19 protein-coding genes and 1 pseudogene are annotated in these 25,784 nt (G+C 50.9%); 18 read left to right on the top strand and 2 right to left on the bottom strand.

Translation table 11 applies throughout. The features are described 5' to 3' along the window. Positions 1-231 precede the first annotated feature (231 nt). Positions 232-1,470, top strand: a complete 1,239-nt coding sequence (alaC, locus tag BFV67_RS15790) for an alanine transaminase (protein ID WP_008501582.1) — start codon at positions 232-234, stop codon at positions 1,468-1,470. 52 nt (positions 1,471-1,522) lie between these two features. Here alaC and ypdK read toward each other — a convergent pair whose 3' ends face one another. Both ypdK and lpxP read right to left on the bottom strand, forming a co-directional pair. Beyond that, a complete protein-coding gene (gene ypdK / locus BFV67_RS24245; RefSeq protein ID WP_099458937.1) occupies positions 1,523-1,594 on the bottom strand; it encodes a membrane protein YpdK in 72 nt (23 codons plus the stop codon). A 357-nt stretch (positions 1,595-1,951) separates the two neighbouring features. Beyond that, positions 1,952-2,872 carry a kdo(2)-lipid IV(A) palmitoleoyltransferase gene (gene lpxP, locus BFV67_RS15785; protein ID WP_025912768.1) on the bottom strand — a complete coding sequence of 307 codons (921 nt, stop codon included), beginning with the start codon at positions 2,870-2,872 and terminating at the stop codon, positions 1,952-1,954. Between the two features lie 789 nt (positions 2,873-3,661). Here lpxP and tssB point away from each other — a divergent pair. From tssB to BFV67_RS15710, 17 genes and pseudogenes are all read left to right on the top strand, one after another. Next, positions 3,662-4,159, top strand: a complete 498-nt coding sequence (gene tssB, locus BFV67_RS15780; RefSeq protein ID WP_008501580.1) for a type VI secretion system contractile sheath small subunit — start codon at positions 3,662-3,664, stop codon at positions 4,157-4,159. A 32-nt stretch (positions 4,160-4,191) separates the two neighbouring features. After that, positions 4,192-5,736 (top strand): type VI secretion system contractile sheath large subunit, encoded by a 1,545-nt coding sequence (gene tssC / locus BFV67_RS15775; protein ID WP_032635313.1) that lies wholly within the window; start codon positions 4,192-4,194, stop codon positions 5,734-5,736. A gap of 13 nt (positions 5,737-5,749) precedes the next feature. Further along, a complete protein-coding gene (tssK, locus tag BFV67_RS15770; RefSeq protein WP_023344632.1) occupies positions 5,750-7,099 on the top strand; it encodes a type VI secretion system baseplate subunit TssK in 1,350 nt (449 codons plus the stop codon). Further along, on the top strand, positions 7,096-7,785 hold the full coding sequence (gene tssL, locus BFV67_RS15765; RefSeq protein ID WP_021241776.1) for a type VI secretion system protein TssL, short form: 690 nt from the start codon (positions 7,096-7,098) through the stop codon (positions 7,783-7,785). Before tssK ends, tssL begins: the two co-directional genes overlap by 4 nt. Beyond that, positions 7,785-9,464 carry an OmpA family protein gene (locus tag BFV67_RS15760; protein WP_069598645.1) on the top strand — a complete coding sequence of 560 codons (1,680 nt, stop codon included), beginning with the start codon at positions 7,785-7,787 and terminating at the stop codon, positions 9,462-9,464. Before tssL ends, BFV67_RS15760 begins: the two co-directional genes overlap by 1 nt. A gap of 3 nt (positions 9,465-9,467) precedes the next feature. Beyond that, a complete protein-coding gene (locus tag BFV67_RS15755; RefSeq protein WP_023344630.1) occupies positions 9,468-9,959 on the top strand; it encodes an Hcp family type VI secretion system effector in 492 nt (163 codons plus the stop codon). 163 nt (positions 9,960-10,122) lie between these two features. Beyond that, on the top strand, positions 10,123-12,795 hold the full coding sequence (gene tssH, locus BFV67_RS15750; RefSeq protein WP_069598644.1) for a type VI secretion system ATPase TssH: 2,673 nt from the start codon (positions 10,123-10,125) through the stop codon (positions 12,793-12,795). Next, positions 12,792-15,149: a type VI secretion system Vgr family protein gene (locus BFV67_RS15745; RefSeq protein ID WP_069598643.1), complete on the top strand. Its 2,358-nt coding sequence runs from the start codon at positions 12,792-12,794 to the stop codon at positions 15,147-15,149. The genes tssH and BFV67_RS15745 overlap by 4 nt, the downstream gene beginning before the upstream one ends. 75 nt (positions 15,150-15,224) lie before the next feature. Further along, complete coding sequence (locus tag BFV67_RS15740; RefSeq protein WP_069598642.1) at positions 15,225-15,707, top strand: DUF3828 domain-containing protein; 483 nt, start codon at positions 15,225-15,227, stop codon at positions 15,705-15,707. Positions 15,708-16,059: 352 nt separating this feature from the next. Further along, positions 16,060-18,462 carry a glycoside hydrolase family 24 protein gene (locus BFV67_RS15735; RefSeq protein WP_084833310.1) on the top strand — a complete coding sequence of 801 codons (2,403 nt, stop codon included), beginning with the start codon at positions 16,060-16,062 and terminating at the stop codon, positions 18,460-18,462. Beyond that, entirely contained in the window at positions 18,459-18,902 is a 444-nt protein-coding gene (locus tag BFV67_RS15730; protein WP_069598641.1) for a hypothetical protein, read from the top strand. The genes BFV67_RS15735 and BFV67_RS15730 overlap by 4 nt, the downstream gene beginning before the upstream one ends. Positions 18,903-19,081: 179 nt before the next feature. Beyond that, a complete protein-coding gene (locus tag BFV67_RS23440; RefSeq protein WP_157888826.1) occupies positions 19,082-19,444 on the top strand; it encodes a DUF4087 domain-containing protein in 363 nt (120 codons plus the stop codon). 254 nt (positions 19,445-19,698) lie between these two features. Beyond that, a pseudogene (locus BFV67_RS24910) lies at positions 19,699-19,914 on the top strand (hypothetical protein); the annotation flags it as partial. A 1-nt stretch (position 19,915) separates the two neighbouring features. Beyond that, the gene (locus BFV67_RS24240) at positions 19,916-20,344 is read left to right on the top strand and encodes a hypothetical protein (protein WP_157888825.1); all 429 of its coding nucleotides are present in this window, start codon (positions 19,916-19,918) and stop codon (positions 20,342-20,344) included. Positions 20,345-20,923: 579 nt separating this feature from the next. After that, complete coding sequence (locus BFV67_RS15720; protein ID WP_021241767.1) at positions 20,924-21,187, top strand: PAAR domain-containing protein; 264 nt, start codon at positions 20,924-20,926, stop codon at positions 21,185-21,187. A 2-nt stretch (positions 21,188-21,189) separates the two neighbouring features. Beyond that, on the top strand, positions 21,190-22,398 hold the full coding sequence (locus tag BFV67_RS15715; RefSeq protein WP_069598640.1) for a hypothetical protein: 1,209 nt from the start codon (positions 21,190-21,192) through the stop codon (positions 22,396-22,398). Then, on the top strand, positions 22,391-25,762 hold the full coding sequence (locus BFV67_RS15710; protein ID WP_069598639.1) for an ImcF-related family protein: 3,372 nt from the start codon (positions 22,391-22,393) through the stop codon (positions 25,760-25,762). The genes BFV67_RS15715 and BFV67_RS15710 overlap by 8 nt, the downstream gene beginning before the upstream one ends. Positions 25,763-25,784 lie beyond the last annotated feature (22 nt).

Raw genomic sequence — 25,784 nt, 5'->3', positions numbered from 1 at the left:
CGTCAGGTAACTGTTTTGATATCATCCTGTTAAATAACAGCTATCAGAAAGCCAATCCTGAAACAAGGGCTTCCGCTTTTCGGCACCGCCGGGTTCCGGTTTTCAGGCGATCGCTTTTTTTTTCACTTCCCTCTCGACAGCGTGATTTTTTTCAGGTTATTTTCTAAGCACGCCACATCGGTGGCAGCGTCGCTCGGACGGTCCGGGCGCTAACGTTAATCTGAGGAATCTATGGCTGAATTCAGTCCTGAACGCCGTTTTACGCGTATCGATCGTCTCCCCCCTTATGTTTTCAATATCACCGCTGAACTGAAGATGGCTGCGCGTCGGCGCGGCGAAGATATTATTGATTTCAGCATGGGTAACCCTGACGGCCCAACGCCACCGCATATCGTTGAAAAACTCTGCACGGTTGCCCAGCGTCCGGATACGCACGGCTACTCGACCTCCCGCGGTATTCCCAGATTACGTCGCGCGATCTCGCGCTGGTATCAGGATCGCTATCAGGTTGATATCGATCCGGAAAGTGAAGCGATTGTCACCATCGGCTCGAAAGAGGGGCTGGCACACCTGATGCTGGCTACGCTGGATCATGGCGATACGGTGCTGGTACCGAATCCCAGCTACCCAATCCACATCTACGGTGCGGTGATTGCCGGGGCGCAGGTCCGTTCGGTTCCGCTGGTGGAAGGGGTCGATTTCTTTAACGAACTGGAACGTGCGATTCGCGAAAGCTATCCGAAACCGAAGATGATGATCCTCGGTTTCCCGTCGAACCCAACGGCCCAGTGCGTGGAGCTCGATTTCTTCGAGAAAGTGGTCGCGCTGGCGAAGCGTTATGACGTGCTGGTGGTTCACGATTTAGCCTATGCCGACATCGTGTATGATGGCTGGAAAGCGCCATCTATTATGCAGGTCCCGGGCGCGCGTGACGTGGCGGTAGAGTTCTTCACCCTGTCGAAAAGCTACAACATGGCGGGCTGGCGTATTGGCTTTATGGTGGGTAACAAAACGCTGGTGAGCGCACTGGCGCGCATTAAGAGTTACCACGACTACGGCACCTTCACGCCGCTGCAGGTTGCGGCTATCGCTGCTCTTGAGGGCGACCAGCAGTGCGTCCACGAGATTGCCGCTCAGTATAAGCGCCGTCGCGACGTGCTGGTAAAAGGCTTGCATGAAGCGGGCTGGATGGTGGAAATGCCGAAGGCGTCCATGTACGTCTGGGCGAAAATTCCGGAACCATACGCGGCGATGGGATCCCTGGAGTTTGCCAAAAAGCTGCTCCAGGATGCGAAGGTGTGCGTATCACCGGGCATTGGCTTTGGTGATTATGGCGACACCCATGTGCGATTTGCCCTGATTGAAAATAGCGACCGCATTCGTCAGGCGGTGAGGGGCATCAAGAGTATGTTCCGGGCCGACGGGCTTCTCTCCTCGAAGAGCGTGGCTGAAAATCCCGCGTCATCATGACATAAAAAAACAGGAGCCAATGGCTCCTGTTTTTTTGACTGCATGTTCTTCACTAGATCATCAGGGCAAAGGTTCCGGCCCAGACTAAAACAATCACCGAAATGCCCATAAAGAAATATTTCACGTTTCATCGCTCCGCGTATCTTGTGGTACGCATTTAAAAACAGAGTCCACCTGATTATAGAGAACTGAAATCCGGTCAAAGCGGAAATGAGAATTTTCCCGTTTCGCCGCTGACTCCAGCTCAGAATTCTGTGCTTTCCTGTTGCCAGACGGCGCTAATGTACGCCTAAAAATGAGGGGTGACAAGAGGGATTTTTTTAAATAATTTCCGTCACTTACGAGTGTCGTGGAACGGCGACAGTTTGATTTCGCATCGCAATAAATTCACTTTGGGCGACGCAATGAAAAACGGTTTCATAACGGATGACAGGTGATTGAAAAGGTTAGTTTCTTAGCGAAACTAACCTTTCTGAAGAGCTTAAATATAGAGCGAGGCTTCGCCAATAGGGCGGGTTTTGAAACGACGATGCATCCACAGATACTGCTCTGGCGCACGCATGATTTCAGTTTCGATGACTTTATTGATAAACGCCGCGGCTTCGCACTCGTTTTCAGGATAGTTAGCCATCTCAGGAGAGATGTGCAGACGATAGCCTGATTTATCTGCTTTTCTCACCATCGTCACGGTCAGCATGGAAGCGCCCGACAAACGAGAAATGACAAAGGTGCCGTTGGTCGTCGCAACATCTTTAACCGCAAAGAAAGGCGCAAAGCTGCTGCCTTTACGTCCATAATCCTGATCGGGGGCAAACCAGACGGCTTCACCTTTCTTCAGAGCCCCGACCATACCGCGCAGGTTATTACGGCTGATCATCGCCTTATTCGAACGCATGCGGCCACGCGTTTGTACCCACTCCATCAGCGGACTGTTGTGTGGTCGATAGGTCGCCATCATTGGCTGGCACAGACCCATCACGCGGCCACCCAGTTCCAGCGACATAAAGTGAACGCCGACGACCATCACGCCGCGTTTTTGCATCTGCGCGCGTTTAAGGTTATCCAGCCCTTCCACGTCAAACCACTTGCGGACGCGCTCATCCGGCCAGAACCAGGCCATGCCGGTTTCAAGCAGTGCCATGCCGATAGACTTGAAGTTTTCAGCGATGAGTTTCTCGCGCTCTTCGGCATTGTAATGCGGAAAGCAAAGCTCAATATTTTTACGCGCGATGGATTCGCGGCGTTTCAGGAAGAAGCGGGAAGCGCTGCCCAGTTTCGACCCCAGCAAACGCAGGACAGGGTACGGAAGTTGAACCAGCAGCCAGAGAACGCCAAGACCAAACCATGTAAACCAGTAACGCGGGTGTAAAAACGCGCGTTGAAATTTGGATTGAGACAAAATAGTAAAACCTATGTGAAGCCTGTAAAGGTAGCGCAGAGTTTGCGATACGACGTGCCGATAAGACCGTTCTTCAAGGTGATGGTTGCAGGCTTTACCGAACTTTACGGCGTTGCCTGGCCACTGCTGATTTGGGCGGGCGGCGTAATGTAGCACCGTTATACGATATGTGCTATTACTCGTTTTTGATTAAAAAAGCGGCAGTTAAGGAGGTGCTTGATTTTACAGATTTTATAGAAAGTCGCATTGAAAGCGTTTTTCCTGACTGAGCGGAGAGCAGAAGCCCTGGCGATCGGATGGAAGACGTAACGAAAAAGAATGGCATTGTTGAGTTACGGCAAATTAATTATTTCTCGTTTATTTCTTCCTTACCTAATAAATAAGAATTTTCTTTGTGAAAAATCTTATTTATTATTCATATCCTCAATGGAATAGTCGTCTTTTATCACCCACTTTTCTCTTCTTTTAATCGTACTGCAATAAAATATTGCAGTTCTTTCTTGTTTTTTGACATAGTGCCGTGATGCAAATCAAAATAAGATGTTTTTATTAACATCTCTCTGGCTGCAATCCCTTCGGCGATACAAATATTCGATTTGTGAGAAAAGAGTAGTTTCTTTTTCTGAGTTGATTGAGCAATTTGCGATAATGTCTTAGTGGAAAATTCTTAAGAAAATTCTTGTGTCGGATAAATGATCTGTGTATTTGATTTTGTTCCGATCATTATTCTATTATTGCGCATCAAGAACGATACCGTGAAGTTGGCATAGCAAAACAAAGAGGGATGATTAGATGGCTGACAGTTTTCAGAACGAGGTGCCTAAGGCACGTATTAACCTGAAGCTTGACCTGCATACTGGCGGAGCAAGCAAGAAAATGGAATTACCCTTGAAATTGCTTGTTACGGGTGATTTCAGCAACGGGCAGGAATCTGCGACAATATCTGAGCGTGAAAAGATTAACATCACCAAAAATAATTTTGATAGCGTTCTTTCCGAATATTCCCCAAAAGTTAACCTGGCCGTAAAAAATACACTGTCTGACGATGGTGGTGAAGACAACATTCAGCTGACTTTCCAGAGCATGAAAGATTTCACGCCAGAGCAGGTGGCTGCCCAAATTCCGCAGCTGAAGGCGATGCTGGCGATGCGCAACTTGCTTCGCGATCTCAAAGCTAACCTGTTGGATAACCAGACTTTCCGAAAAGAGCTGGAAAAAATCGTTGTTGACCAGTCGCTTAGTGCTGAGTTGCGAAATGAACTGTCCGCACTGGCTTCAAAACAACCTTAACCATCATGCTGTTTTAACGGATTAATCAAGGAATGCTCATGTCTGTACAAAATAATATTGCTGGCGGGGAAAGCGTGGTGCTGGAACGTCCTGCTGTGGGTGGTGTATACGCCTCACTGTTTGAGAAAATCAATCTGAATCCTGTCTCCGAGCTGAGTGCGCTGGACATCTGGCAAGATGCACAGGCGATGTCCGATGCGACCGCTGACGAGCGTCTGACAGCAGGTATGCAGGTCTTTCTGGAATGCCTGACCAAGGCAGGCTCGAAAGTCGAAAAACTGGATAAAAGCCTGATCGATCATCACATCGCTGAGCTCGATTACCAGATAAGCCGCCAGCTCGACGCCGTTATGCACCATGAAGAGTTTCAGGCGGTTGAGAGCCTGTGGCGCGGCGTGAAGTCGCTGGTTGATAAAACGGATTTTCGCCAGAACGTGAAAATTGAGCTTCTGAGCATGTCTAAAGAAGAGCTGCGCCAGGACTTTGAAGACAGCCCGGAAATCATCCAGAGTGGCCTGTATAAACACGCCTATATTGATGAATATGATACCCCTGGCGGCGAGCCGATTGCGGCGCTGATTTCCGCTTATGAGTTCGATGCTTCAGCGCAGGATGTCGCTCTGCTGCGCAACATCTCAAAAGTATCCGCAGCTGCACATATGCCGTTTATCGGCTCAGCAGGCCCGAAATTCTTCCTCAAGGAGTCAATGGAAGACGTCGCTGCGATTAAAGATATTGGCAACTATTTTGATCGCGCCGAGTACATCAAGTGGAAATCGTTCCGCGATACGGACGACGCTCGCTACATCGGTCTGGTGATGCCCCGCGTACTGGGACGCCTGCCATATGGCCCGGATACCGTTCCGGTTCGCAGCTTCAACTATGTCGAAGAAGTCAAAGGTCCGGATCACGACAAATACCTGTGGACGAATGCGTCGTTTGCCTTCGCGTCCAACATGGTGCGTAGCTTTATCAATAATGGCTGGTGTGTACAGATCCGTGGCCCGCAGGCCGGCGGTGCGGTTCAGGATCTGCCTATCCATCTGTATGACCTGGGTACCGGCAATCAGGTAAAAATCCCGTCTGAGGTCATGATCCCTGAAACGCGCGAATTCGAATTCGCGAATCTGGGCTTTATTCCGTTGTCCTACTACAAAAACCGCGACTACGCCTGCTTCTTCTCAGCCAACTCCGCCCAGAAACCGGCGCTGTATGACACCGCAGATGCAACGGCCAACAGCCGCATCAACGCGCGTCTGCCGTACATCTTCCTGCTGTCGCGTATCGCCCACTACCTGAAGCTGATTCAGCGCGAGAACATCGGTACCACCAAGGATCGTCGACTGCTGGAGCTGGAGCTGAACACCTGGGTCCGCACTCTGGTAACCGAAATGACCGATCCGGGTGACGAACTGCAGGCGTCTCATCCACTGCGTGATGCAAAAGTGGTGGTGGAAGATATTGAAGATAACCCGGGCTTCTTCCGCGTGAAATTGTATGCGATTCCGCACTTCCAGGTGGAAGGGATGGACGTCAACCTGTCGCTGGTTTCCCAGATGCCGAAAGCGAAATCGTAAGGCGAGGGCAGGGATGAAAATTTATCGTCCACTGTGGAACGAGGGGGCTTTACTGTCCCCTCAACAGTTCCAGCAGCAGGCTGAATGGGAGTCTTTTCGCAGTGCTGGTATATCAGCGCTGGCATCCCCATTCCCTTGGGGTGTGGAAAAGATTGAGTTTAATGACGATCTTCTATCGTCCGGTCTGATCCAGATTACGCAGTTACGCCTCTGGCTGGAAGATGGCTCACTGATTGATGCGCAAACGAGCGATCTGCCTCCGGCGCCGCGTGAGTTAGATGCCAGCCAACTGGCAGGTCGTGATGCGGTAACTGTCGTCATTGCACTTCCCCATATGCAGCCAGGGGTGGTTAATGTTGAACAGGAGGGGGTCAGTGCAGACAGGCCACTTCGCTATCGGGAAGAGTGGGTAACATTGCAGGATGCCTTTGGCTCTGAAGAAGAGTCCGTGGCAGTTGCCAGGTTTAATTTCACTATCCGGTTTGCCCATGAAAGCAATGATTCCTGGAAAGTGTGCTCGGTAGCAAGACTGATCCGGGATGGGCAAAATGCGTGGCGACAGGATCCGTCTTTTATTCCTCCAGTGGCGTCATTTGGGGCAAGCTCAGTCCTGCGCGAACGTCTGATGCTGCTCAATCGTCAGTTACGGTCCCGACGCCAGCGTCTGATGACGATGCGTCGTGAGAGCAACGAAAGGCTCGCCGATTTTGCTGTCGCCGATGTTTCCCTTTTCTGGTTGCTGAATGCACTGAATTCTCACGCCAGAGTGTTGACAGAATACGAACGTTTTCCTTCCCGTCCGCCTGAACAGGTTTGGGCGGAGCTTGCACGTCTGGCAGGCAGTATGCTGACTTTTTCACTGGACCATGATCTTGACGCCATCCCGGGTTATGACCATGAGGAACCGGCCAATGCGTTTCCCCCGCTGTTTGACCTGATCACAGGTTTGCTGGAGGCCAGTCTGCCATCACGTGTCATTGCTCTGGAAATGTCCCGCCCGGACGGACAGACCTGGAAGGCCAACCTCCACGATATCCGTCTGCGTGAAGAGGCCGACCTTTATCTCTCTGTGCGCTCTGATATCCCGGCCTGGCAGGTTGCCGAGAAATTCCCTGCTCTCTGCCAGGCGGGTTCACCTGATGATGTCCGCGAGATCTATGGCGCTGCGCTGAAGGGGATCCCTTTGATTCCCGTCAGCAGAGTCCCGGCAGCGTTGCCTGTACGTATGGAAAACCAGTACTTCGCGCTTGATATGGAAAGCCCCGCAGCGCATGAAATGCAGGAGCAGGGCGTGTGTATGTTCTATGTGCCTGAATTACTTGGCGCTCTGGAACTTGAACTGTTTGCGGTATTGCGCTCATGAGAAAGGATATCGATATCGACCAGCTGATGGCGGAGACCTGGCTTACCGTCACTATGCTTAAGAAAGGCGCCGTCACGCTTAATGGCGCTGCGCTTTACAACAAATGCGTTAAACAGGTTGAAAGTGTGCGGGAAGCGCTGGAACGTGCCGGTTATGACGATGCCAGTGTCGAGCATATTTCCTACGCACAATGTGCTCTGCTGGACGAGACAGTGATGAGCCGTAAGCCTGAAAAAAGTGAGGAAGATGAGGAGCCGAAAGTTGATGATGGTCAGGCCGCCTGGCGTAAAGCTCCTCTTCAGGCTCGTTTTTTTGGCTCACTTCGTGCAGGTGAAGCGCTGTGGGATCGAATTGCAGAGGTTCTGCGTCAGCCTTCACCGAACCCGGCCGTTTTAACCTGTTATCACCGTGTGATTGCGCTAGGCTTTCAGGGATTATACAGCCTCAAGGCGGTCAGCCAGTCGCAGCGTGATGAGGTAGAAAAAGCCCTTTCTGAGCGAGTTTCTCCGCCTGATGCAGACCTGTCTCTGGTTGTTCACCGGATGGGGAAACATCGCTGGAGTCTGATGCGCTCAGTATGGTTCTGGATCGCGCTAGCCGTCGTTCTTACCGGAGTTATCTGGTGGGGGGGCCAATTGTGGCTTCAGGCCCTGTTATCAGCACAAATACCGGAGCTGCATGGCTAATGCGTAGATCAGTCATCATTCCGGTAATCCTGCACACCTTCGTAGCCGTTGGAGCGTTGCTGTGGTTGCTGTGGTATTTCATCCCGACAGGCAACGTGTTTAAAAGCCTGACCACTCTGCTGATTCTCCTGCTGGCAGGCTGGTATGTTTTTAACAACTGTCGGCGTGTAGAGCCTTCATCCGATGCTACCCTGTCGGCTGCTGAACTGCCATTACTCGACTCCCAAGGCCCCGTTGTACTGGTGTGTGGTGACATGCTGGATGCGTTGTTTCAGGGAAACTTTCTGCGTAAAACAGCCCAGGGATGGTGGTTACGGGCTGGTGACATCTGCCGGTTAACTGACATTGTCCGTAGCATACAGACGCAGTTCCCGCGCCATGTCGGTCAGCTATCGGTTATGTACCGCTGCCTGCCAGACCATCACCAGGATGAAGCCGTTCTTCGTTCCACACTGAAAACGCTCCGCCAGCAGTGTAAACAGATTAAATCCCTGACGGGGTTCACTCTGCCGGTTGTGTTGTGTGCCGAATTTTCCGGGCCAGAAACGCCCTGGATAATCGTTCGGGGTGATAAACCGATTGTCTGTCCGGTAAATGATTCGCCGCAGGCATTCATCGACTGGCAGCAGGCGGAAGATAATATCCTGGCACTGCCAGCCGTCAGCGAGGCATTTTCCTTTATCCGTAATACGCTTACTGATGAGCTGGAAAAGCTTGATCGGTTAACGCCTCCAGAACGAACATTCTCTGTGGCAATGCGCCTCGGTACCGTCCTTCCCGGTACAGAGTCAGTCTGGGCCGACTGGCTATATACCCTCACCTGTTTACAGTTTTTTCGAAAACCAGGGCAGACAGCACCGGCAAGTTTGTTTCCGGACGCGGTTCTGCCGCTGCTGGCTCCTTATGCTTCACCTGTGCAGGGGGGCCAGCGTACCCGTCATCTGATCCTGCTGGTGTGGCTGTGTGCCCTGACCGCATTGGGTATTTCTGCGCTCAATAACCGTGACCTGATCCGTCAGGTGAGTGCCGATTTACAGCGCTGGAATGCAATCCCGATGAACCACTATCGCCCTAAGGCAGAATCACTGGCCACCCTGAAGCAGGATGCGCTCCTGCTTGAACGCTGGCAGCGCCAGGGTGAACCTTTGCGTTACAGCCTGGGCTATTACCCGGGCCAACGACTGTGGCTGGCCTTGCAACAGGCTATCGATACCTGGACGCCTCCACCAGCACCTAAACCAAAACCAGTACCGAAAATTGTTCGTCTCGACAGCATGTCGCTGTTTGATTCCGGTAAGTCCGTGCTGAAACCGGGCTCCACCAAAATGCTGGTCAACTCGCTGGTCGGAATCAAGGCCAGACCAGGCTGGCTCATCGTGGTAAGCGGCCACACAGACAATACCGGTGGCGTTCAGCTCAACCAGACCCTGTCTTTACAACGAGCTGAGGCCGTCCGTAACTGGATGCGTGATACCGGGGACGTACCGGAAAGTTGCTTTGCCGTGCAGGGTTACGGTGACAGCCGACCGATTGCATCAAACGACACGCCTGATGGCCGTGCGCATAACCGGCGTGTCGAGATTAGTCTGGTACCGCAGGCTGACGCCTGTCGTTTGCCAGGCGCAAAACACGCGTCACAGGATGTACGTGACGTTTCAACTAAAGAAATGGAGAAGTAAAACATGGCAATCCCAGTTTATCTGTGGCTGAAAGACGATGGCGGCGCTGACATTAAGGGTTCCGTAGATGTGAAAGATCGCGAAGGAAGCATCGAAGTTGTTGCTCAGGAACACAGCCTGTACATCCCGACCGATAACAATACTGGCAAACTGACCGGCACCCGTATTCACACGCCGTTCCTGTTTACCAAAGAAATCGACTCTTCCAGCCCGTACCTCTACAAAGCCGTGACCACGGGCCAGACCCTGAAGTCTGCTGAATTCAAGTGGTACAAAATCAATGACGCAGGCCAGGAAGTTGAGTATTTCAACACCAAGCTGGAAAACGTCAAACTGGTGAAAGTTGCACCAAAAATGCACGACATCAAGGATGCCTCCTTCGAGAAGCATAACCACCTTGAGCAGATCGAACTGCGCTACGAAAAAATCACCTGGACCTACAAAGACGGCAACATCATTCATTCCGATTCCTGGAACGAACGCACCACAGCATAAGACTCTGGCGGGCAGATCCCTTCTGTCCGCCTTTTTGTTTTGCTCCGCACAGCGCCTTTCAGAAGGACGCTTTGCAGAGCAGTCTCACAATTTATCGGCATGAACCTTATGGGCATCGGTTGACGGCCAGGGGCGGTAGCGTGCCTGAACAAGAGGGAACGACATGGAACATCATTCAGCAGTCCTGCTACGACGACTCAACCCTTATTGCGCCAGAGCACTGGAGGGGGCGGCTTCTTTATGCCAGACCCGCGCGCATGCAGAAATCACGCCTGAGCACTGGTTGTTAAAGTTGCTGGAGCAGGGAGAAGGTGATCTGACTGTTCTCGCTCGCCGCTATGAATGGGATATGGATGCCGTCTGGCAGTCACTTCTGAGCTGGCTGGATGCACAGCCTCGTTCAGTTCGTACACGCCCAGAGCTTTCTGCTTCCCTCCAGACCCTGCTGAAACAGGCCTGGCTTGCCGCCACGCTCGCGGGAGATGAGCAGATCCGCAGCATTCATTTGCTTACGGCCATGGTTGAAACGTCCGGGTTGACACGCTGTGATGGCCTCTGGCCTTTAATGACGCTAACCACCAGCCAACTGGAAAGGTTACGTCCCCTGCTGGAAGCCCAGTCGGATGAGCGGGCTGATGCTACGCTCAGCGAGCGGCCTGGCAATGTCAGCATTATTGGCCGGGCTGCACCGTTACAGCATGAGGCACAATATCAGGCTGAGGGCGGAAGTGCGCAGCCTGCCGTTTCACAGGAAGAGTCCGTTCTCAATCGTTTTACAGTTGATGTGACTGCCCGTGCCCGGGAAGGAAAGATTGACCCGGTCTTTGGGCGCGATAACGAAATCCGTCAGATGGTGGATATTCTCTCCAGACGCAGGAAGAACAACCCGATCCTTGTTGGTGAACCCGGCGTTGGCAAAACGGCCCTGGTTGAAGGCCTGGCGCTACGTATTGCCGAGGGCAATGTGCCCGAAAGTCTTAAGCCTGTCATCGTCAGGACACTGGATCTGGGTTTGCTTCAGGCAGGTGCCGGTGTGAAGGGGGAATTTGAGCAGCGTCTGAAAAATATCATCGATGCGGTACAGCAATCCCCTGTACCGGTGCTGCTGTTTATTGATGAGGCGCACACCATTATCGGGGCGGGTAATCAAGCTGGCGGGGCAGATGCGGCTAATCTGCTGAAACCGGCGCTGGCGCGTGGCGAACTGCGTACCATCGCCGCCACTACCTGGAGTGAATACAAGCAGTATTTCGAACGTGACGCTGCTCTGGAGCGTCGCTTCCAGATGGTCAAGGTTGATGAGCCCGATGATGACACAGCCTGCCTGATGCTGCGCGGTCTTAAATCCCGCTACGCCGAACATCACGGCGTGCATATTACCGGTGAGGCCGTCCGGGCAGCGGTGACTCTCTCCCGCCGCTACCTGACAGGTCGCCAGTTGCCTGATAAAGCGGTGGATTTACTAGATACCGCTGCGGCCCGGGTGCGGATGAGCCTGGACACACTACCAGAACAGCTTACCCGGCTGCAGGCCCAACTGACATCGCTGGCAATAGAACAACAGGAGTTACTGGAGGATATTGCTCTGGGTAACGCTATTGATACCAGCCGTCTGCCGCAGATCGAACAACTTACTCTTAATCTTAACCAACAGAAAACAGCCCTTCAGTCACAGTATGAAACTGAAAAGCAGCTCACCGACTCGCTGAAAGCCTGCCGTGAAGACATCAGTCGTCAGAAGGAGATCTCTGCCTTCCAGCAGGAATTGGCACTGGTACAGAATAACAGCCCATTACTGGGTCTGGATGTTGATGTCCGCACCGTTGCGACCGTTATCGCCGACTGGACAGGGGTTCCTCTCTCGTCGCTGATGAAAGATGAGCAAACCGAATTGCTGACGCTGGAAGATCAGCTGGCAATTCGTGTAGTCGGCCAGAGCCCTGCCCTTAATGCCATCGCCCAGCGTCTGAGGGCTTCAAAAACCGGCCTGACGCCGGAAAACGGACCTCAGGGTGTATTTTTACTGGTGGGCCCAAGCGGAGTGGGCAAAACGGAAACCGCGCTGGCGCTTGCTGACGTTATGTATGGTGGTGAGAAGTCGCTCATTACCATCAACCTGTCTGAATACCAGGAGCCGCACACGGTCTCGCAGTTGAAAGGCTCACCTCCGGGCTATGTAGGATATGGTCAGGGGGGAATACTCACCGAGGCAGTCCGTAAGCGGCCTTACAGCGTGGTGCTGCTCGATGAAGTGGAGAAGGCTCATCGGGATGTGATGAACCTGTTTTATCAGGTCTTTGACCGGGGCTTTATGCGGGACGGGGAAGGGCGTGAAATTGATTTCCGCAACACCGTGATCCTGATGACGTCCAACCTGGGCAGTGATCCGCTTATGCAGTTGCTGGATGAGCAGCCAGAGGCCACTGAGAGCGATCTGCATGAGTTGTTACGCCCGATCCTGCGCGATCATTTCCAGCCAGCGCTGCTTGCTCGCTTCCAGACGGTGATATACCGCCCGCTGGTAATGGATGCCATGCGCACCATCGTCGGCATGAAGCTCGCACAGGTGAGCACGCGTCTGCAACGTCACTACGGCATTTCCACGCATATTGGCGAAAGCCTCATCGACAAGCTGACGAAGGCGTGTTTGCTGCCGGATACCGGTGCCCGCAATGTGGACAGCCTGCTTAATCAGCAGATCCTGCCGGTTCTGAGCCAGCAGTTATTAAGCCATATGGCGGTCAAACAAAAGCCGTCCTCGCTACAGCTGACCTGGAATGAGGAAGAGGGCATTGTGCTGGCGTTTGACGCACAGGCAGAAGGAGAACCGTTATGAGCGGTTCGCTGATCAATAAGGCGACCGACAGGGTGCAACCGCTTTTAGGGCAGTCACGGTATCGTGTTGACGTTCATGGATGCAGCCATTTCCTCGATGTTCTGCGTTACAGCGCGGTGGAGTCTCTCAGTCAGCCCTGGCGGTATGACGTGGCGGTCACCTGCTCCTCGGCGGATATTGCCTGCGACACGTTGCTGCTGAAGCTGGCGTCATTTACCTTCCAGACCCCGGTGTTTGACGGAACACCGCCGCTGCCGGTCCGGACGGTTTATGGGGTGGTGGAGTCATTTCGCCGGATATCCACATCCGGTGAGGATACCCGTTACGCACTGACGCTGGTTCCCCGTATCGCCCTTCTTGGCTTTACAAAGGGCAGCCAGATTTATCTCAACCTGTCGGTCACGGAAGTCGTTGAACAGGTACTGCGTAAACACGGTCTGGAAGGACAGGACTTTGAGTTCCGGCTCTCCCGCGAATACCCGTCCCGGGAGCTCATCACCCAGTGGCGGGAAACTGACCTTGCCTTTATCCAGCGCCTGCTTGCCGAAGTGGGCATTTACTGGCGTTATGAAATGGACAGCCGTCTTGAACAGGACGTGGTGATTTTTCAGGACAGTCAGCAGCAGTATGAATTTGGCATCACGCTGCCATTACGCAACCAGGCCGGGATGAGTGACAGCGGGCAGGAGAGCATCTGGGATATTCAGACCGCATACAATGTCGTGAGTGGAAGTGTGGCCACCCGGGACTACAACTACCGTGAAGCGCTGACGCCTCAGGACAGCGCCGAAAGTATTTTTAGCAAAGAAGGCATCACCACCGGAGAAACGTACCATTATGCGGAACCCTTCCTGACCGCTGGCGACGCTGAAAGCCCGGAGACCGGGGCGAATTTCGCCCGTCTGCGTCACGAACGTATGCTGAACGCGCAGTATCGCGTCAGCGGGCATTCCTCCAGCCCTCATCTGGCTCCGGGTCAGGTACTGGAAACGGACGGAACGCTCCCCGATGCCGTCAGGGAAGGCATCGTCATCACCAAGGTGCGCACCAGTGGTTCGCGCAAAAGTAGCTTTACGCTGACGTTTGAGGGTATCCCCTACAGTGAAACCGTCTGTTATCGTCCGGCACTGCTCAGTCGCCCGGTGATATCCGGCTCGCTGCCTGCCCGGGTGGAAAGCACACAGAAAGGCGACACCTATTCCTGGCTCGATGCACAGGGCCGCTACCGGGTGAAGCTGGACTTTGACCGCAGCAGTGCTGAACAGGGTTATGCGTATCTGTGGCTGCGGCTGGCTAAACCGTATGCCGGTGATACGTACGGATTCCACTCACCGCTTCTCGACGGAACGGAAGTGGCCGTCGTATTTGACGGCGGAGACCCGGATCGTCCCTACATCGCTTATGCCCTGCATGATTCAGAACACCCGGACCACGTCACCAGTGACAACCATACGCGGAATGTGTGGCGCACGCCGGCGAACAATAAGCTGCGGATGGAGGACAAGCGCCAGGAAGAGCATATCAAACTCGCGACGGAATACGGCAAAACGCAGCTGAACATGGGACACCTGGTCAATGGCCAGCGTGAAAAGCGCGGCGCCGGTTTTGAACTGCGTACGGACGAGCATGGCGCAGTGCGTGCGGCAAAAGGGCTGTTCCTGACGGCGGATGCCCAGGCCAAAGCCCAGGGACCGGTACTGGAAATGGCGCCTGCGATAAGTCAGATTAACCAGGCCAACAGCCAGATGCAGGCCCTGAACAGCGCCGCTGAAGCCGCCGGAGCGCTGGCGAATGACATCAATACCCAGATAAATTTTGTGACTGACAAAATCAAAGACCTCCAGTCTGCGGTCCTGCTGGGGAGTGCGCCGCAGGGGGTGGCACTGACCTCAGGTGAACACCTTCAGCTCAGCAGCACCCGCAATACCATGATCAATGCAGGCCAGCATCTTGATGTCGGTGCGATGAAAAATCTGTCCGTGAGCGTTGAAAAAGCGCTGGGGTTGTTTGTGCATAAAGACGGGGCGAAGCTGGTTGCTAACCAGGGAGACATCGAGATTCAGGCTCAGCATAATACGATGGCACTGTTTTCTGAAAAACAGCTGACGGTGACCAGTAGTGAAGACGAAATTATTATCAGCACCCCGGAAACACTGACGCTTAATGGTGGCGGGTCTTATCTGATGCTGAGTAAGAACGGCATTGAACACGGCTCATCTGGTGAGTTCATTATGAAGACGTCTGACTATCTGGTACCAGGCTCAGGCGCAAACCTTCCCAACGAAACACCCAATTTCAGCCTGACGGATATCACTCAGGAAAGCAAAATCAGCAGCAAGTCATTTAATGATTGAGCAGAAAACCATTTAGTGGTCGATTTCTTAAACACTCTGAAGTGAAGCCGTTCATAACAAGGAAAGACGAATACAATGAAAACCAATTTAAAATTAACGTCGATATTCTATGCCTTACTTTTATTCATTTTTTCATGCTTTAGTTTCGGAAATGTGTCCGGGGCGATGAAAATTGAAAGTTCACCAGAATCTGTTGTTCAGCATTTTTATGCTGACTATCTGACAGCCTGGAATGACCCGGACGTTGGGCATGGTCTCGAAAAAAGCCAGAGCGCTATAGACAGCTTTACAACAAAACATCTTCAGAAACTCAAAAGTGAGGATGACTCAGGGGCTGACTACTTCACGAATGTTCAGGATATTTGCCCTGAGTGGGTGAGTGAAATTTATACGAATGCTTCATCTTTGGATAAAGACAAAGCCGTTATAGAATTGATGCTGGGTCACAGCGAAAGTGAGTCAAAATATACAATCAACCTTGTCCGAGCTAATGGTAAATGGCTCATAGACTCAGTCTTATTTGTATCCAACGCGACTGGCCATTGTAACGATAATTAACGGTGACGACATGTTCAACAAAGTAAGTGCCATTACTACTCTGAATTCGAATGCAGCGGTCATCGCCAGAAATAATGAAAATCGCTTCAAGCGTGGTCTGGATGACCACCTGAAATATGGTCAGTCGCAGTGCGCTCATTATGTCAAAATTGCGTTAATTCAGGGCGGCGCGTCCTCCAGCCATTCAGGCATTAACTCGGCTAAAGACTACGGTCCGTGGCTTGAGGAAAATAATTTCAAGGTCGTGGACGGCGCAACAACCGTCCATGCAGGGAATGTATTTTCCATCTCAGGGCAGCAAGCAGGGGATGTTGTTGTTATTCAGGCCGCACCGGGCCATGAACATGGTCACATGGCTATGTTTAATGGGACAAAATGGGTCTCCGATTTTGTCCAGGACAAAGGCTTTTACCCGGCACAAGCCTATCGAACCAACAACATTGCTTATAAGCTTTACCGTTACTCTGACAACAGTAGCCCTGCTCCGGAGGCATCGGCTTCCCAAAAAGGAAAAATCAAAATTGTCTGGCCGATCCCTTCCAATAACCGGGGAAGTGAGTTCGATAATCAGGAAGAGATCCTCTCTCATGTCGGGGGAGAATCCACTGGGCAGTATATGATTGGCCGCAGTGGCATGTGGCATGGCGGGATCCATATCACTGAAGCCACGACCCCGTGGTGTGCTCTTAGTGGAAAGTCTCCTCTTGAAGCACTGGATTTCCCGGTCCCCTTTAAAGGTGAACAGGCAGTGCGATGCATGGCTGACGGCGAAGTGGTCGCTTACCGTGTCTGCAAGGATTATCTCACGCTTGGATGGGAATCCGGCCCGCTTAGCTTTTCCGGTTCGTTAGTTCTGGTTAAACACTTTATTCAACTGGGGGAGAAGGAATCCAGCGGTCTACATTTCTATACCCTGTATATGCACCTGGCCCCCTATTCAGCCTATAGTGTCAATCCGGCGGAAACAAAGTGGACAGTCCAGGATACGCTTACTGCCTACGATCCAGAATGGGTCATGACCGCCAGTACCAATAATAAAAGTACCAGCGAAAGCTACCGAAAAGGTACGATACCAAAAGGGTCCATTGTCGAGTGGGATAAAACAGACAGCGGCCTCCATACCGTTGCATTTAATAAGCGAGAGTATGGCCTTGTTACCTTTGTTAGCCTCTCAGAACAGGCGTTGAAAAAGGGCAAGAAAACATCCCTGAAGCCAGGGCAGCAATACTGGATGCTTGTGGACAAAAACAACCTGTCTCCTGGTACTGATGGGGTGGTACAGCCTTCCTGGTGGCAGAAACTCATGCCGCCAGCAAAAGAAGCGATGAAATTTGACCAGGTAGTATGCCCGACTCCCTTTGCTATCAGTGCAGGTGATCCTGTTGGTCATATGGGATATTATCAGGCACCTAAGGATGGCGGATATGAAGCGCGATACCAGGTTCATATCGAATGCACGAGTATGGATGATAACCTGGAAACGTTCCTGACCAACCCTGAGCAGGTGGGAGAAAAGAATCCACTCTGGCTGAAGTACGCTCCGGGCCTTAAGTTGTACAAAAAAGATGTTGCAACAGGAACATTCACAGTAGATACAAGGGCAACAACCAGGGGGGGGATCCTTCCACTGAGTCAGGTGCAAACGGAAGTTGATAAGTCGACCAAACAGGAATACTGGCACTTGCGACCAGAAAATGCCTATGTCCCCAAAGGCCAGGCGGAACCTCAACTTTTGTCGCAGTTTGATCTGGCCAAGCTGGGCTTCAGAACTGAAACCGCAGAACCTGCCAGCTTTGATTACCTGGATGGAAAAAACCAGCCCACTGGATTCTTCCGTAACCTCATCGATTCGCTCTACCAGGCCGCGACCAATGATACGCGAACCAGTCATGCTCTCGTGAAGCATAATTATCAGCGCCTGCTGGATAAAATTGACAGCGGAAGTGACCGATATTCTCCAATGGAGTACTGGAGGGCGCTTCATAATCCCGACTATCGTGACGTTATTCAGAAAATAATCGTAAAACATCCAAGCGACTGGTATTTCAAAAAGGGCGATGCTATCTGGCAACCGTTTCTCAATGCGCTGAAAAAAGATGCCCCAGAATGGAAGAAGTACGGTGAAGATTTTATCGATAAAATTGCATGGATGCAGGATGTTACAAATGGGAAACTAGGGCCTTCATTGTGGCATATGCACCCCTTAAAATTTTTAGCCTCTCTAATTCAGACTGATTTAAATATTAGAATACTTCGTTTGCGTGCATTTCTACGAATGATCCGCATTGGTGAGGGGACTATCCAGGAAGACGGATACAGAACGATGTTTACTGGTGCAAAATTTACAGATTTTAGTAAACATCCCAATACCAGGCATGAAGCTAATGGTGTTGTTTCGACTGCTGCTGGAGCTTATCAATTTTTATACGGGACATGGAGAAATCTGCAACGTAGATATTCTTTCTCAGATTTCAGTCAGAGTAATCAAGACCTCGGTTGTATAGCGCTCATTGCAGGTCGAAAAGCATTAGACGCAGTAATGCAAGACAAGATTAGCGAAGCAATACATTTATGTCGTATTGAGTGGGCCAGTTTACCTGGTTCACCGCATGGTCAACCAACTGCAAATAAAAAAATGATCATGGAAAAATATGAAGTCTACTTAGCTGAAGAAAAGCAAGGTGAAACAAGTTTACATGCCACTTCAGAAGAAATAACGAAGTTTATTGAAGATAATTATCCGGAGTATTTATGAAAAAAATCATTTTCCTTCTGCTAATTCCAGCATTTTGTAATGCAAACACTCCTACTGTTTTTAAATCTTCTTGTGGTGGTATTCAATATAGTATCGAATCATTTTGTAGTGTAAATAACCTTAAGGGTGACCAGGATAAACTTGACATACCAATTTGCAGCAAGCAAATTTTCGTCCTTGGTAAGGAAAACCATGATCTATCAAAGTCTACAGGTCTTGTAGAACGCATTAACAGCAAAGACGAAAAAATAAAAATGATGAATTTCGTCTTCTACGGAGCCTCATGTAAAAATGACATAATTATTTTATCCGGCACAGGTGGTTGCAATTCATGTGGTGAAACGTTCAAGACATTTAATCTATCAGGGAAACAAATAAATGAGAAATCTACCACGCTAGATTTGGAGCCTATGCAGGATATTATCCCCGACCTTTATTAATTTGATAGTCATTAATTTCAATAATGATTTAGTAAAACCGATTTATTGTCAGGCTCTATGGTTTTTGCTTTGATGGATTCAAAAATACAATGCTTCTGGTAGATAAAATCAAACATTCTGCGGAAAGTTTTTTAGAACGACTTAATGCAGGAGAGATATCTTGAACAAAAAAAATAGCTTTGTTAGTTTTACTAATCGCCCCGTCATTATATGATAAAGATAATAGATGTGGATGGTTAGAAAATCCAACTCCAGGAAACTACTGGTTGACGGATAAAGATGGCGACTGGACAATTTCAACCCAAGGAAAAGAAGGGCCAAAGGGAATGGAATATTTAGTTGGCTTTCCTTCTAAAGAATTTATTAACACAAATAATCGCTATGGGTACGGTTGTTGTTACATACAGTCTGAGGCATCAAAGGAATCAAAAGAAATAACCAGAATATTCAACTTCAAGGCACTCCCTCTTCGCGTATGCAAAAAGGACCCATCACTTAGAGAAAAAACAGAAGAAATTGAAAATGTAATGAATGATAATTAGTGTTGTTCACATGTGGATAAACTTGTTAGATTCTTACAAAAATCGGAGTTTTGTCATACAAAAAGCCTCAGCATTTCAAATCTTAAGATTACTTAGCTTAAATTGGGGCTAAAGGGTGAAAATCATATTATTCGCATTATCCATTAGCTTGCCAGTAATTTCTTTTGTAATATTATCACAAGTTTGCAATTCCTCGATGCGATCTTATCCGGATATGATCGACTGCATACAAACCAGCACAAAAAACAGAGGTCTCCATTAAAGATATTATTACCAAATCTGGCAAGGAGTATTCAATTGATATGGTGTTTTATAATAGTCAACGGAAGTATATTTCTGAACGATGCAGCTTATATAACTCGATGGAAGGCCAACGAACAGATTTGATAGAAAACCAATGCGAATATAATGGTGTAGAGCAACTAAATGATTTTATTAAAACCTATATGAAGAAGGTTGATAATTATTAAAATGAACATAAAATTCTCTTTAGCTATGTTAATTTTAATGGCATCGGCAACATATGCTCAATGTTCTCAAACCAAAGATGTTGATATGCTGGTAACGGCAAGTAAGGTTAAAAACTCTGGTTTTGTCGATGGGCAAACAGGTCGCGTTACTACTGACTTAAATGGTGACGGTGAAAAAGATATCATCGAGTATACGTTTCTGAGTTCAACACCACCAGGTACTTGTGATCAATCGGACTGGATGTCTAATCTCGACAACTCTCCTACTTTAACATTCGAAATCACAATGCATGATGGAAAATCAATAGATGCAGCATATATGTGTACATCCATTGGAATATCAAAAAAATCACACAAAGGGCTAAAAGATATTTTTTGCGGACCTAAATATATCTTGCGATGGAATGGTGACGAGTATGATACAGAATAACTATTCAAAAGCATATACATGCCATTGAGTCCAGAATGGGTCTCTTTAATTGTAGAGCCTGGCACTTATAGGTAAGTTAAATTACCAGTGCCTCTACTGGATTGTTCAAATTAAATGAATATTAAGAACAAAGCACTGACTTTACTTCTAATACTCCCTTGCATTTCACATGCCGTACTAACCGACTATTCCAGGATTGAAACTGATTGTCGTAAAATGAATCAAGATATAAATAACTCTGTTGTAATGGGCTGTGCCGACCAAGCATCAGACGCCGTAAAGAAAGACATGAACATTGTTTACCAGAAAATATACAGAATAATTAAAGCGCGTGGAATACCTGACATTACAAGTAAATTCGAGTCGGCGCAAAAAAAACTGGATTGCTTCACGTGAAAATTGGTGTGATGTTCAAGGATTTATAATCGGTTCGCCAATGTACAGCGTATGCCGAATGGACATGAATGTTTCAAGAGTGAATGAGTTAAATGACTTACTGGAACAGATTCAGGATTAATATGTCTGGAGGCTAGTTACTTTAACCTAATGATAATTATTAACTCGCAGAGGTCCTTATTAATGCTCCAGATTATCCGCAAAGGCGATAAAACCACCCACGGTGGTTCAGTACTGACCGCCTCAGAAACGATGAAATTCGGCGGTATTGGCGTTGCCCGTAAAGGTGACAAAGTGTCCTGCCCGGTTCCGGGACATGGCCCTACAACCATCGTAGAAGGCAACCCTGATTACCTTGATCATGGTATCCCGGTTGCCTTTCACGGCCACAAATGTGCCTGTGGTTGCACATTGATCAGTTCATTTTCCGCTGCAAAGGTTGCCTGATTATGCCCGTCTGGCTGGATGCCATCCCTGAAAAGGCACCTAAGATAGTGCGCCCCAGTACCGGGCGTTGGCTGCTCTTCCTCGCGTTTGTCATGCTGGGGGGCATAGCGCTCACGCTATGGTGCTGGACGTCAGAGCGAACCGGATTTGTCTTCTGGTTCACCGCGCTGGGCCTCCCGTTTTGCACCTGGGGGCTTATTTTCGGCTTACGCCGGTTTGCCTACAAAGCCGAACAGGTGGGGGCCGAGTCCCGTAATGTCGAGCGAGAAGCGCTTATTGACAGTGAAATTCTGCGCGGTCAGCGCTGCGCCTGGATCCTCGGTACGCACATCCAGGCTCCGGCCGGAAACAAAGCCGATGACCTGCTGAAGGCAATGAAAGTCGCAGCTCCCGTTATCGACTTCTCTTGCCCACGAGGATGTGACAAACCGGTCAGATACGCGGCATTACCAGAATATCAGACCGATTTAATGAAGGCCCTAAAAGCAGCGGTTAATAAACTGACCACGCGTGTAGAGGGGATAGTTAAGCCGCTTCCGCCCGAGCTGCCATGCTGGCTGGTGTTGGATTGTGATAACGATCTGTATCCCCTGTTTGGAGAGCAGCTTAAAGCCGATCTCTCACTCAAGACGGGCAGGATTTTTCGCCTGATGGCCGGAAAAGGGCTGGGGGCGTTTGATGCCTGGCTGGACAAACGATGGGACACCCCGGGCATTTTGGTTGCCATCACGCTGTCGTTACCGGCGTCTCCCCGGGAAGAAGATGCTGATGCTGTCTCAATGGTGGTATTGAGCAACCGCAAAGCCCATGCCTGGCCGGATGCGCTTCGCCTTCATCGCCCCGAAAGGGGAACAGAAACAACGCTCACAAAGACACTTACCCGGGCGCTGCTCTGGTCGAAGACCCTGCCCAATGAACTCAAAGGAAGCTGGATCTCCGGTCCCACATTGACGTCGGGCAGCGGCTGGAATAATGCCTGCGAAGAGAGTGAAGTGGAATTTAGTCTTTCAGAAGACAATTCCAGTATCGATCCCGTGCTGGGATATACCGGCCATGCTGCTCCATGGCTGGCCATCACGCTTGCTAATGCTGGCGTTGAACAACGAGGGTCGCAGGTTATCGCCGCACAACCCGCCGCTGACAAGGACGACATCTGGGTCGCCGTCATCACCAAAGAAGAAGTTCGCAAGGAATCGCCTAAGAATGTCTAAGGTAAAAGTTAAAACACTCATCGGCTCCGTTGTGACTGTCGCTTTTTTTCTGACAGCCATCGTGGCATTTCTGTTTTATGCCTTTCCGGAAAACGTGGCCTCGGCCACCGGATTTGGACCGTATGACGGCCAGCGCATACTCACTTTCTGCGCCATTATGGTTGCCGCGATGTTTTTACTCGGCTGGCTGACAGAGAAGGCTTTCGACTTCGCCGGTAAATCCGGGTTGTATTTCCAGTGGGGCCAGAAAAAGGCTGAGAGTATCACTCCGGTGACGAACACCATTCTCAGTGAAGAAGATGACGACGAACCGGTCTTCAGCGAAGACGCCGTGTCCGAACACCTGCGCTTTCGCTATGGACGCCGATGGCAGCGTAAGGTGCGACTCCTGCTGGTGATGGGCAACCCGGACGACGTCCATAAAGCAGCCCCGGGTCTGTGCCATGACCTCTGGCAGGAAGGTGACGGCAACGTACTGATTTATGGCGGTGATGCGCAGTCACTCCCGGATGAGATCTTCCTTTCAAAACTGAAGCGTCTGCGATCCGGCCAGCCGGTTGATGGCATTATTCAGGTGATGAGTACTTCAGCCCTCCCGACGGATAGCGAACGGGATGCTTTCTTGCGTTGCCGCCAGAAAGCCGATCATCAGCTGGGCTGGCAGGCACCTGTCTGGCTGTGGCTGACTGATAAAGCCAAAGGCGCTCAGCAGGACGCGGACACGGCTGCGACAGGGATGATATTCGGACCGGAAGGCACTATAAAAGAGGCGGATAAGGCATTGACTACGCTGTCTCAGCGCCTGCAAAAAGCCGGTATGGCGCAGATACTGAATAACCCGGCTCATAACGGCCTGCTCCAGTTATCTTCCCGTCTGCAACACGAACTGAAAGCCAGTCTGACTGTTTTGCTCTGTGGGTTGATGCAGGGATCTGCGGCCTGGCGTTTACGCGGTGTCATGTTCAGCCCTGAACTGGCCGTTGCCGGAACGGTACCTAACACGCGCCTCGACACACCTACATGGAAAGCCGTCATTGATGACTGTGATGCCATCAGCGGCAGGAAGCTGGGCTTCGACTGGCAGAAGATGCTGAGATTTATTCTGCTTTCCCTGATTGTCCTGTGGGGGACCGGTACATTGCTGTCCCTGATCGTTAACCGTACCCAGATTTATGAGGCACAGGAAACGGCGAGGCAGGCAGCGGATACCGCAAAACCACTTGCTGAACGCCTGCACAACCAGCTCGTACTCCAGCAAGCGATTGCCCGTCTGCAGCATCGTGAGGCGACCGGCGCTCCATGGTACACCCGTTTTGGTCTTAATCAGGACAGCGATACGCTGGCCGCACTCTGGCCACTGTATGCGAAAAATAACGTACAGCTGATGAGGGATACCACAGCAGACCATCTCAGACAGCAGCTGAATGCGTTTGTGCAACTTCCTCCTGCCAGTGATGCCCGAACGCAGGGCACACAGCATACCTACGACGTGCTCAAAAGTTATCTGATGCTGGCCCGTCCTGACAAAGTAGACGCAGACTGGCTGGCAAAAAACGTCCTGAAAGCCTTACCGAAACGCCAGAATGTGCCGGATGGCACATGGCAGGACCTGGCACCGAAACTGCTGGGCTTTTATGCGCAGAACCTCCCGGCTCATCCGGAATGGAAAATTAAGCCTGACGCTGAATTAATAAGCACGGTCCGTCAGATCCTGCTCAAGCAGATTGGCCAGCGGAACGCTGAGTCCGGGTTATATCAGGACATGCTTAAGCGCGTGGCCAGCAACTGGCCTGATTTAACGCTTGCCGATATGACCGGCGACACCGATGCCACTACGGTATTCAGCACTGACGAAGTCGTCCCGGGTATGTTTACGCGTCAGGCCTGGGAAGAGCAGGTTCAGGATGCGATTAACGAGGTCGTCAAGACACGCCGCGATGAAATTGACTGGGTACTGACGGATAAGATGCACCAGACAGGGAGCGATATCTCCCCGGAGGCGCTGAAGGCCCGCCTGACTGAACGCTATTTTACCGATTTTGGTAATGCCTGGCTGAATATGGTCAACAGCATACAGTGGCAGGAGGCTACGTCACTTTCCGAAGCGATTGCCCAGCTCAGTCTGATAGGCGATGTCCGCCAGTCCCCGCTGGTTGCACTGATGAACACGCTGGCCTGGCAGGGAAAAACGGGGCAGAAGGGTGAGGCGCTGGCCGACTCGATAGTGGACTCAGCGAAAAAGCTAATTGGTCAGAAAAAAAATGCAAAACAATTTATAGAGCAGGCTCAGGGCCCTGAAGGTCCGCTTGATGGAGTGTTCGGTCCGCTAATGGGGCTGATGGAAGGTAAAGAGGGCACCGGTACCAACGGTAACCTCAGCTTCCAGTCCTGGCTGGCCCGCGTTACCCAGGTGCGGCTGAAGCTTCAGCAGGTCACCAGCGCCCCGGATCCGCAGGCTATGTCGCAGATGCTGGCCCAGACCGTGTTCCAGGGCAAAGCCATCGATCTGACCGATACCCGCGATTACGGCAGTCTGGTTGCGGCAAGCCTGGGGCAGGAGTGGAATGGATTTGGTCAGTCGTTATTTGTGCAGCCGCTGGATCTGGCCTGGCGGCAGGTACTTGCCCCGGCTGCGGGGAGCCTCAATGCCCGCTGGCAGACGACCATTGTCGATCAGTGGAATAAGGCCTTTGCGGGACGGTACCCGTTTAAAGCCACCGGCAGCGATGCTTCCCTGCCGCTACTGGCTCAGTTCCTGCGTAGCGACTCGGGTCGAATCACGACCTTCCTGAAAACGAATCTCGGCGGGATCCTCCACCAGGAAGGAAACCGCTGGGTCGTTGACCCTTCCGCAAGTCAGGGGATGGTTGTCAGTCCGGATTTCCTTCTGGCGATAAATCAGCTGGCGGAACTGTCCGATATCGTATTCTCGCAGGGGGATGCGGGTGTTCACTTCGAGCTGATGGCGCGTCCTTCACGGGATGTTGCCAGAGTGCAGTTGACTCTTGATGAGCAGAATCTTGACTACTTCAATCAGACGGAAAGCTGGCAGAGTTTTACCTGGCCGGGAAACACATATTATCCGGGCGTAAATTTAAGCTGGCGCAGCGTCAACAGTGGCATGCAACTCTATGCCAGTAACCAGGGTAACTGGGGGCTCATTCGCCTGCTGGATAAAGCCCTTATTACGCCTCTTGATGCGAGCCGCACGCAACTGGTGTGGATCACGCCCGACGGGAATCCGCTGAAGTTTGTGATGCGCAGTGAGTTAGGTGATGGTCCGCTTGCGTTACTGAAGCTCCAGGGATTCACGCTGCCCGACAGTATTTTCAGCGTCGCTGCTGACGAAGAAGAGCTTCAGTGACGAGATCAAAAACTGTCGTGAG

Origin of the sequence: Enterobacter roggenkampii (assembly GCF_001729805.1) — a bacterium.
GTDB lineage: Bacteria > Pseudomonadota > Gammaproteobacteria > Enterobacterales > Enterobacteriaceae > Enterobacter > Enterobacter roggenkampii.
The sequence above is the reverse complement of the archived record's forward strand: the minus strand, read 5'-3'. Positions and strand labels throughout refer to the sequence as shown.

Coding starts and splice junctions, on each gene's coding strand:
- alaC (WP_008501582.1), top strand. CDS start 232: ATGGCTGAATTCAGTCCTGAACGCCGTTTTACGCGTATCGATCGTCTC.
- tssB (WP_008501580.1), top strand. CDS start 3,662: ATGGCTGACAGTTTTCAGAACGAGGTGCCTAAGGCACGTATTAACCTG.
- tssC (WP_032635313.1), top strand. CDS start 4,192: ATGCTCATGTCTGTACAAAATAATATTGCTGGCGGGGAAAGCGTGGTG.
- tssK (WP_023344632.1), top strand. CDS start 5,750: ATGAAAATTTATCGTCCACTGTGGAACGAGGGGGCTTTACTGTCCCCT.
- tssL (WP_021241776.1), top strand. CDS start 7,096: ATGAGAAAGGATATCGATATCGACCAGCTGATGGCGGAGACCTGGCTT.
- BFV67_RS15760 (WP_069598645.1), top strand. CDS start 7,785: ATGCGTAGATCAGTCATCATTCCGGTAATCCTGCACACCTTCGTAGCC.
- BFV67_RS15755 (WP_023344630.1), top strand. CDS start 9,468: ATGGCAATCCCAGTTTATCTGTGGCTGAAAGACGATGGCGGCGCTGAC.
- tssH (WP_069598644.1), top strand. CDS start 10,123: ATGGAACATCATTCAGCAGTCCTGCTACGACGACTCAACCCTTATTGC.
- BFV67_RS15745 (WP_069598643.1), top strand. CDS start 12,792: ATGAGCGGTTCGCTGATCAATAAGGCGACCGACAGGGTGCAACCGCTT.
- BFV67_RS15740 (WP_069598642.1), top strand. CDS start 15,225: ATGAAAACCAATTTAAAATTAACGTCGATATTCTATGCCTTACTTTTA.
- BFV67_RS15735 (WP_084833310.1), top strand. CDS start 16,060: ATGGCTATGTTTAATGGGACAAAATGGGTCTCCGATTTTGTCCAGGAC.
- BFV67_RS15730 (WP_069598641.1), top strand. CDS start 18,459: ATGAAAAAAATCATTTTCCTTCTGCTAATTCCAGCATTTTGTAATGCA.
- BFV67_RS24240 (WP_157888825.1), top strand. CDS start 19,916: ATGAACATAAAATTCTCTTTAGCTATGTTAATTTTAATGGCATCGGCA.
- BFV67_RS15720 (WP_021241767.1), top strand. CDS start 20,924: ATGCTCCAGATTATCCGCAAAGGCGATAAAACCACCCACGGTGGTTCA.
- BFV67_RS15715 (WP_069598640.1), top strand. CDS start 21,190: ATGCCCGTCTGGCTGGATGCCATCCCTGAAAAGGCACCTAAGATAGTG.
- BFV67_RS15710 (WP_069598639.1), top strand. CDS start 22,391: ATGTCTAAGGTAAAAGTTAAAACACTCATCGGCTCCGTTGTGACTGTC.